Origin of the sequence: Xenophilus sp. (assembly GCF_044462705.1) — a bacterium.
GTDB classification, from domain to species: domain Bacteria; phylum Pseudomonadota; class Gammaproteobacteria; order Burkholderiales; family Burkholderiaceae_C; genus Xenophilus; species Xenophilus azovorans.
In genome coordinates this window covers 1-7,390 of record NZ_JBIQNC010000114.1, presented here as the reverse complement: position 1 = coordinate 7,390, position 7,390 = coordinate 1, and the positions used below count along the sequence as shown (strand labels likewise).

Genomic DNA, 7,390 nt, shown 5'->3' with positions numbered 1-7,390 from the left:
GGCAGACGGAAAACAGGGGCCGCTCAGCCCTGGTGGGCGCGCTTGCCGGGGTTCTTCTTGCTGCGGGTGTGGTTGCCGCGCTCCAGGCTGCGCTTCTGGCCGGCGCCCTGGCGTACGCGGATGGCGCCCGGCAGCGGCGGGGTGGCCTTGCGGTCGGCTTCGGTGACGATCTTGTTGCCCATATGGTGTGCTCCTTCGGATGGCAAATGAAAAAATGGCCCCTCGGCCAATCGCTTCGCGTTTGTCCGATCCCCCAGGGGGATGCTTTTTCATCTTGGGGCGGCCCGGCGATGAAAAAACGCGAACCCCGTATTGGGCCACAGTCCGGCTGCGTTTCCCGCGGGGCCGCCTGGTTTTGAGGTCCAATCGACACTTTGCGCCCACTGTCCGGGCGCGGCCAGCTATCAAGTCCATAGCAGACAAGCGTTCTTCTCTCATGCTCTTCCTCACTTCCTTCCGCCGGGGCCTGCCGCTTCTCCTGTCCGCTGCGGCCCTGGCGGCCCCGTTCGCCGCGCCGGCCCAGCCGGCGGTGGACGCCGCGGACTTCCCGGCCGCCGCGGTGCGCTTCCTGGACGCCGAGATGCCGGCGATGGATGCCGCCGTCGCCGCCCGCGACCGCAGCTTCTTCGAGGGCGCCATGGCGCGCGCGGTCGAGTTCGCCGACGCCTGGGGCTTCAAGTCGGGCGCCAACCCGGCCCTGGCGCGCTTCCAGCCCTGCGTGGGCGCCGTGTCCGATCACCTGGTGGTCGGGCTGTGCCGGCTGACGCCGGGCAGCGACGAATGCACACCGCACCTGGCCAGCGGCTTCGCGCAGAACCTGCAGGCCTGCCGGGCGCTGGCCGGCCGCTGACACGACGATCACGACCACCGGAGACTTCACGCCATGACCACTGACTACGACGCCTACCGCACCCTCGCCATCACCCGCCGCGGCGAGGGCGGCGCCGTGCTGGACATCCGGATGCGCGCCGCCAACGGCAAGCTGCCCACCGCCGGGCACGACGGCCACCGCGAGCTGGCCGAGATCTGGCGCGACGTGGCGCGCGACGACAGCGTGCGCTGCGCCGTGCTGCGCGGCGAGGGGCAGGGCTTCTCGGGCGGCGGCGACCTGGGCATGGTGCAGGACATGACGCAGGACGACGCCGTGCGCCGCCGCGTCTGGCAGGAGGCGCGCGACCTCGTCTACAACATCGTCAACTGCGACAAGCCCATCGTCAGCGCCATGCACGGCCCGGCGGTGGGCGCCGGGCTGGTGGCCGGGCTGCTGGCCGACGTCTCCATCGCCGCGAAGACGGCGCGCATCGTCGACGGCCACACGCGCCTGGGCGTGGCGGCGGGCGACCATGCCGCCATCGTCTGGCCGCTCCTGTGCGGCATGGCCAAGGCCAAGTACCACCTGCTGCTGTGCGAGCCCGTCAGCGGCGAGGAGGCCGAGCGCATCGGCCTGGTCTCGCTGGCGGTGGACGAGGCGGACCTGCTGCCGCGCGCCTACGCGGTGGCCGACCGGCTGGCCGCCGGCAGCCAGGACGCGATCCGCTTCACCAAGTACGCGCTGAACAACTGGCTGCGCCAGGCGGGGCCGAGCTTCGACACCTCGCTGGCGCTGGAATTCATGGGCTTCGCCGGGCCCGACGTGCGCGAAGGCGTGGCCTCCCTGCGCGAGAAGCGCGCGCCGCGCTTCGGCTGATGCTCCGCCTTCTTCCTCCCCTCCCTTCCACCGCTCGCCCATGCCCATGACACCGCCCCCCATCGAGATCGAGACCGGCCCGCAGCCGCGCGCCACCGTGCTGCTCATGCACGGCCTGGGCGACAGCGGGCACGGCTGGGCGCCGGTGGTGCCGGAACTGGCGCCGTACCTGTCGGACGTGGGCCCGGTGCGCTTCGTCCTGCCCAACGCGCCGGAGATGCCCGTCAGCATCAACGGCGGCTACCGCATGCCGGCCTGGTACGACATCCTCGGCCCCGGGCGCCCGGAGGACGAGGCCGGCCTGCGCCGCTCGCAGGCGGCCATCGAGGCGCTGATCGCGCACGAGAAGGCGCGCGGCATTCCCGCCGGCCGCGTCGTCGTCGCCGGCTTCTCGCAGGGTTGCGCCCTGGCGCTGCTCACGGGGCTGCGGCATGCCGAGGCGCTGGCCGGCATCGTGGCGCTGTCCGGCTACCTGCCCCTGGCCGACGCCACGGCCGCCGAGGGCAGCCCGGCCAACCGGGCCACGCCGATCTTCATGGCGCACGGCGAGCACGACGGCGTCGTGCAGATCGGGCGCGCCGAACGGTCGCGCGAGCTGCTGGCCGGCCTGGGCTACGGCATCGAGTGGCACAGCTACCCGATGGAGCACAGCGTCTGCCCGCAGGAGATCGCCGACCTGGGCGCCTTCCTGGCGCGCGTGCTGGCCTGAGGGCCGGCGAGCCCCGACACCCCTGCGCCGGCGCGGAGCGCGCGGCGGTGTTAACTTCCGCCCTCCAACCAAAGAGATTCGCGGACGCCCTCCCCATGAAGACATTGAAAAAGCGGCTGGCGGCCCTGCCGGCGCAACGCCTGCAGGGCATCCGGCGCGGCATCGAGAAGGAGAGCCTGCGCTCGCAATCCGACGGCAAGCTGGCGCTGACGCCGCATCCCGCGGCGCTGGGCAGCGCGCTCACGCACCCGCACATCACCACCGACTTCAGCGAGTCGCAGCTCGAGCTCATCACCGGCGTGCATGCGGACATCGAGGCCTGCCTGGCCGAGCTGACCGAGGTGCACCAGTACACCTACCGGGCGCTGAGCGAGGCCGGCGACGAGATGATGTGGGTCAGCAGCATGCCCTGCGGCCTGCCCTCGGACGAAACCATCCCGATCGGCCGCTACGGCACTTCCAACGTCGGCCGCGCCAAGAGCGTCTACCGCATGGGCCTCGCGCACCGCTACGGGCGGCGCATGCAGACCATCTCGGGCATCCACTACAACTGGTCGCTGCCGCAGGTGACGAGCGACGAGTACTTCGCGCTGATCCGCAACTTCCGCCGCCACGCCTTCCTGCTGCTGTACCTGTTCGGCGCCTCGCCGGCGGTGTGCGCCAGCTTCGTCGAGGGCCGCCCGCACGCGCTGCAGCCCATCGGCGAATACACCATGCACATGCCGCACGGCACTTCGCTGCGCATGGGGCGGCTGGGCTACCAGAGCGAGGCGCAGGCGTCGCTGTTCGTCAGCTACAACGGCCTGGACGGCTACGCCGCCTCGCTGGCCGACGCGCTGACCCGCCCGTACGCGCCCTACGAGGCCATCGGCATCCGCAACCTGGGCGGCGAGTACAACCAGCTCGCCACCACGCTGCTGCAGATCGAGAACGAGTTCTACGGCACCATCCGGCCCAAGCGCGTGATCTTCCCCGGCGAGCGGCCGCTGCACGCGCTGCGCGAGCGCGGCGTCGAGTACGTCGAGGTGCGCCTGATGGACCTGGACCCGTTCGAGCCCGTGGGCATCAACGCGCAAACCATGCGCTTCCTCGACGTCTTCCTGCTCCATTGTCTGCTGGCCGACAGCCCGCCGGACAGCCGCGACGAGATCGCCGAGATGAAGCACAACCAGCACCTGACGGCCGAACGCGGCCGCGAGCCGGGCCTGGCGCTGCAGCGGCATGGACGGCCGGTGGCGCTGGCGGACTGGGGTGCGGAGATCCTGGAACAGTGCCGCCCCATCGCCGCGGCGCTGGACGAGGCCTTCGGCGGCGAGGACCATGCCCGGGCCCTGGCCGCCGCGCAGGCGGCGCTGGCCGCGCCCGACACGCTGCCCTCGGCCCGCGTGCTGGCCGAGATGGCCGCGCGGCACGGCGACTCCTTCGTCGCCTTCACCCGCGAGCGCAGCCTCGCCACCCGCGAGGCGCTGCTGGCGCTGCCCTGGAGCGCGGCGCGCCAGGCCGACTTCGAGCGCCTGCGCGAGGACTCGGTGCGCGAGCAGGAGCGCATCGAGGCGGCCGACACGCTGCCCTTCGAGGCCTACCGGGAGCAGTACGTCTCGCCCCAACGCCTGGGCCTGCGCCCGCTGCGCGGCGACGTGGCCCTGGCGATCTGAGCACGCCCCAGGGGCCGGGCCGGCGCCCGCGCGGCCGGCGAAGCGAGACTTTTGCCGCAATGCGGCCGGAAGTCGCGCCCTCGCTTTGTTAACAAAAGTGTCCATTCGCGCCAGCTTCTGTCAGAATCGATGTAAACCTCCTTCTGACATCCGGGCGCCCAAGTGAATCCTTTCGACTACGAGCAGACTGCCGACGGCATGCAGGTCGACGAACTGGAGTTCGCCGTGGCAACGGGCCGCTCCTGCGACAGCCTGGTGGATCCGGTCGTCGGCGAGACCCTGCGGCTGATCCTGCAGAAGATGGACATCGCCCTGGCCTACGCCTGCGAGGCGGTGAGCGGGCAGCGCCCCGACGCGACGCGCGAGCTGTCCGAGGCCGGGCAGTGGTACCTGTTCGACAACGCCTTCGCGCGCAGCCTGGCGGCCGAGCACTGGATCGAGCCGGGCCGGCCGGCGTCGCAGGGCTGCTTCACCGTGCCGGTGGTGCTGGCCAGCGGCCGCGTGGTGGGCGCGCTGTACGCGCCGCGCTATGCCGGCGATGCCGTGCAGGCGCAGCAGCTGCTGCGGCAGGTGGAGCTGTCGGCGCAACTGATCGCGCGCCGCATCGACGAGCGGCCGCGTGCGGCGCCGCCCGCCGACGCGCCGTCCGCGACGGTGATGCCGCTGCCGCAGGCGCCGAGCCGCGTCGACCCGCCGCAGGCCTGGGCCCTGGCCGCCTGAGGCCGCTGCATTTCCGCACACGGGCCGCCTTCGGGCGGCCTGTTTTCTTGTGGCGAGCGGCCTCAGGGCACGGCCGGGACAGCGGGCGCCGCGCCCAGCCGCTACAGTGCGCGTCGCCGGGTTTTCTCGCCCGGGCGCATCCGTACAACGCACGAAGAGCACGAAAGGACACCAGCGCATGAGCAGCAGCACCGAGCCCCGCATCGACTTCACCGGCCGCGTGGCCATCGTCACCGGCGCCGGCGGCGGCCTGGGCCGCCAGCATGCGCTGGCCCTGGCGGCGCGCGGCGCCAAGGTGGTGGTCAACGACCTGGGCGGCGCGGTGGACGGGCAGGGCGGTTCGGCCTCGGCGGCGCAGAAGGTGGTCGACGAGATCCGCGCCGCCGGCGGCGAAGCCATCGCCAACGCCGCCTCCGTCACCGACTTCGCGGCCGTGCAGGCCATGGTGCAGCAGGCCGTGGACACCTGGGGCCGGGTGGATGTGCTGGTCAACAACGCCGGCATCCTGCGCGACAAGAGCTTCGCCAAGATGGAACTGGACGATTTCCGCCTGGTGGTGGACGTGCACCTGATGGGCGCCGTGCACTGCACCAAGGCCGTGTGGCCGATCATGACGGCGCAGAAGTACGGCCGCATCGTGATGACCACCTCGTCCTCGGGCCTGTACGGCAACTTCGGCCAGAGCAACTACGGCGCCGCCAAGATGGCGCTGGTCGGCCTGATGCAGACGCTGAGCCTGGAGGGCGCGAAGAACGACATCCGCGTCAACTGCCTGGCGCCCACCGCCGCCACCCGCATGACCGAGGGCCTGATGCCGCAGGAGGTGCTGGACGCGCTGCGGCCCGAGGCGGTGGTGCCGGCGATGCTGGTGATGGCGGCCGAGAATGCGCCCACCCGCACCATCCTGTGCGCCGGCGCCGGCACCTTCGAGGCGGCGCACGTCACGCTGACGCAGGGCGCCTACGTCGGCCTGGGCGCCGACGCGCCCGAGCAACTCGCCGCGCGGCTGGCCGAGGTCACCGAGCGCGACGGCGAGCAGGTGCCCGCCAGCGGCGCCGCGCAGGGCGCCAACGAGGTCGGCAAGGCGATGGCGGCCCGCCGCTGAGGGGCCTCAGCCGGCCGGCGCCGGCGCGCCGTGCTGCACGGCCGGCGGCAGGTGCGGGTCGAGCCAGTCCATGCGCCACGCCAGCACGGCCAGCGCCGCCAGTGCCACGGCGGCCGCCATGGCGCCGGCGAAGCCGCCGCGGGGCCCGGCATCGGCGCCGCGCGGCGGCAGGCGGCGCGCCCCGGCGGGCACCTGCGCCGTCTGCGAGAGCGAGCCGCCCAGCCGCACGTTCACCTTCATCCGGCCGTTGATGGCCCAGCCGCTGGCGTCCAGCAATGGGCCCAGGCTGCGTTGACGCAGCTTGAGCCAGGCGATCAGCATGCTCGGCCCGGAGATGGCCGCGACCACGCCGCCCAGCGCGATGGGGATCCACGGCCCGAGGTCGATGAACTTGGTGAAGATGGCCACCAGCACGGCGCTGATGCTGCCCATCGCCACGCCCAGCGCGGCCACGGTGCCGACGTCGATGCGCCCCGGCAGCCGCGGCGTGGCCGCCGGCTTGCCGGCGCTGGCGGGCGGGGTGGCGCCGGCCGTGCTGCCGGTGGCGGCTAGGGTGGTCGCCACGCCGCCCAGGGCGCCCTGGGCGCTCGCCTCGCTGGCGGCGGCGCGGCGGGCCACCTGTTCCTCCAGCGCGCGCACGAACTTCTTGTAGGGCGCGAAGAAGGCCTGCATCACGCTGGTCGGGTTCTCGATCAGGTGGGTGATGGTGGCGTCCCAGTCGCGGCCCTGCCGGTCGTAGAAGATGCCGTTGCGGCCGACGAAGAGGAAGTCGGTGTCGCCCGCGGTGAAGGCGGCGGCGACGGTCATCTTCTCGGTGCCGCTGCTGCCGGCGCGGGTGCAGTCGCAGTAGGCCAGGCAGGTCTTGGCCAGGCCGGCGACGATCGCATGCTTCTTGGCGTCCGCCACGCGCACCGTCAGTTCGCAACTGCGCCCGTCCATCACCAGCGTGCCGGCCTGGAAGATGGCCCCTTCGCGCAGGTAGAAGCACTTGAAGGAGACGAAGTTGTGCAGCAGCGCGAGCAGGTCGCGCTTCAGGCGGATGAGCTTCTCCAGTTCGGCCAGGCGGCTGTTGTGCGCTTCCTCGCTCTCGTCCTCGGCGATGAGCGCCATCACGGCGAGCCGGGCCTCCAGCCAGGCCTGCAGCTCGGCCGGCGCGGCGTCGCCCAGCGGCGTGGCCGGGCGCTCGCCCAGCCAGCGTCGGGCGGCCGCGAGCCGGTCGAGCACCTGCCGCCAACCGGGCTCGTCCAGCGCCTGCGTCGCCTCGCCCAGCAGGGGCTGGACGGCGTCGTGCCGCAGGCGCTCCAGCGCGGCGGTCCAGGCCGGGTTGACCGGGCCGTCCAGCGGCAGCACGCCGGCCGGCGTGACGGCGGCCAGCGGCAGCGCGGCCAGCGCCGGCGCATCGGCCGCCAGCGCATCGCCGGCCAGCGCCGCATAGGTGTCGGGCGCGGGGTTGAGGGCGAGCACGGCGTGCGCGTCGAACGCGGCGACGCGGCAGCGGGCGAAGAAATCGTCCA

At 72.7% G+C, this 7,390-nt stretch carries 7 protein-coding genes and 1 pseudogene; 6 read left to right on the top strand and 2 right to left on the bottom strand.

Translation table 11 applies throughout. The annotated features are described in order from the left end of the window. Positions 1–23 precede the first annotated feature (23 nt). Positions 24–182 carry a hypothetical protein gene (locus ACIY1X_RS16625; RefSeq protein ID WP_169748284.1) on the bottom strand — a complete coding sequence of 53 codons (159 nt, stop codon included), beginning with the start codon at positions 180–182 and terminating at the stop codon, positions 24–26. Positions 183–436: 254 nt separating this feature from the next. On the opposite strand from ACIY1X_RS16625, the gene ACIY1X_RS16620 reads away from it, so the two are divergent. The 6 genes from ACIY1X_RS16620 to ACIY1X_RS16595 all read left to right on the top strand — a co-directional run bounded on the left by ACIY1X_RS16620 (position 437) and on the right by ACIY1X_RS16595 (position 5,876). Further along, positions 437–850 (top strand): hypothetical protein, encoded by a 414-nt coding sequence (locus ACIY1X_RS16620; protein ID WP_399682481.1) that lies wholly within the window; start codon positions 437–439, stop codon positions 848–850. A 33-nt stretch (positions 851–883) separates the two neighbouring features. After that, positions 884–1,687: an enoyl-CoA hydratase/isomerase family protein gene (locus ACIY1X_RS16615; protein WP_399682478.1), complete on the top strand. Its 804-nt coding sequence runs from the start codon at positions 884–886 to the stop codon at positions 1,685–1,687. Between the two features lie 46 nt (positions 1,688–1,733). Next, positions 1,734–2,396, top strand: a complete 663-nt coding sequence (locus ACIY1X_RS16610; protein ID WP_399682476.1) for an alpha/beta hydrolase — start codon at positions 1,734–1,736, stop codon at positions 2,394–2,396. 95 nt (positions 2,397–2,491) lie between these two features. Beyond that, on the top strand, positions 2,492–4,051 hold the full coding sequence (gene gshA, locus ACIY1X_RS16605; RefSeq protein WP_399682474.1) for a glutamate--cysteine ligase: 1,560 nt from the start codon (positions 2,492–2,494) through the stop codon (positions 4,049–4,051). A gap of 162 nt (positions 4,052–4,213) precedes the next feature. Next, positions 4,214–4,771 (top strand): hypothetical protein, encoded by a 558-nt coding sequence (locus ACIY1X_RS16600; RefSeq protein WP_399682471.1) that lies wholly within the window; start codon positions 4,214–4,216, stop codon positions 4,769–4,771. 178 nt (positions 4,772–4,949) lie between these two features. After that, positions 4,950–5,876 carry an SDR family NAD(P)-dependent oxidoreductase gene (locus ACIY1X_RS16595; protein WP_399682468.1) on the top strand — a complete coding sequence of 309 codons (927 nt, stop codon included), beginning with the start codon at positions 4,950–4,952 and terminating at the stop codon, positions 5,874–5,876. Between the two features lie 6 nt (positions 5,877–5,882). Here the strand turns inward: ACIY1X_RS16595 and ACIY1X_RS16590 are convergent. Further along, positions 5,883–7,390, bottom strand: a pseudogene (locus ACIY1X_RS16590) (hypothetical protein); the annotation flags it as partial.

Excerpts from the sequence above, each read along its gene's own strand:
- ACIY1X_RS16615 (WP_399682478.1), top strand. The coding sequence starts at position 884 with ATGACCACTGACTACGACGCCTACCGCACCCTCGCCATCACCCGCCGC.
- ACIY1X_RS16610 (WP_399682476.1), top strand. The coding sequence starts at position 1,734 with ATGACACCGCCCCCCATCGAGATCGAGACCGGCCCGCAGCCGCGCGCC.
- gshA (WP_399682474.1), top strand. The coding sequence starts at position 2,492 with ATGAAGACATTGAAAAAGCGGCTGGCGGCCCTGCCGGCGCAACGCCTG.
- ACIY1X_RS16625 (WP_169748284.1), bottom strand. The coding sequence starts at position 182 with ATGGGCAACAAGATCGTCACCGAAGCCGACCGCAAGGCCACCCCGCCG.
- ACIY1X_RS16595 (WP_399682468.1), top strand. The coding sequence starts at position 4,950 with ATGAGCAGCAGCACCGAGCCCCGCATCGACTTCACCGGCCGCGTGGCC.
- ACIY1X_RS16620 (WP_399682481.1), top strand. The coding sequence starts at position 437 with ATGCTCTTCCTCACTTCCTTCCGCCGGGGCCTGCCGCTTCTCCTGTCC.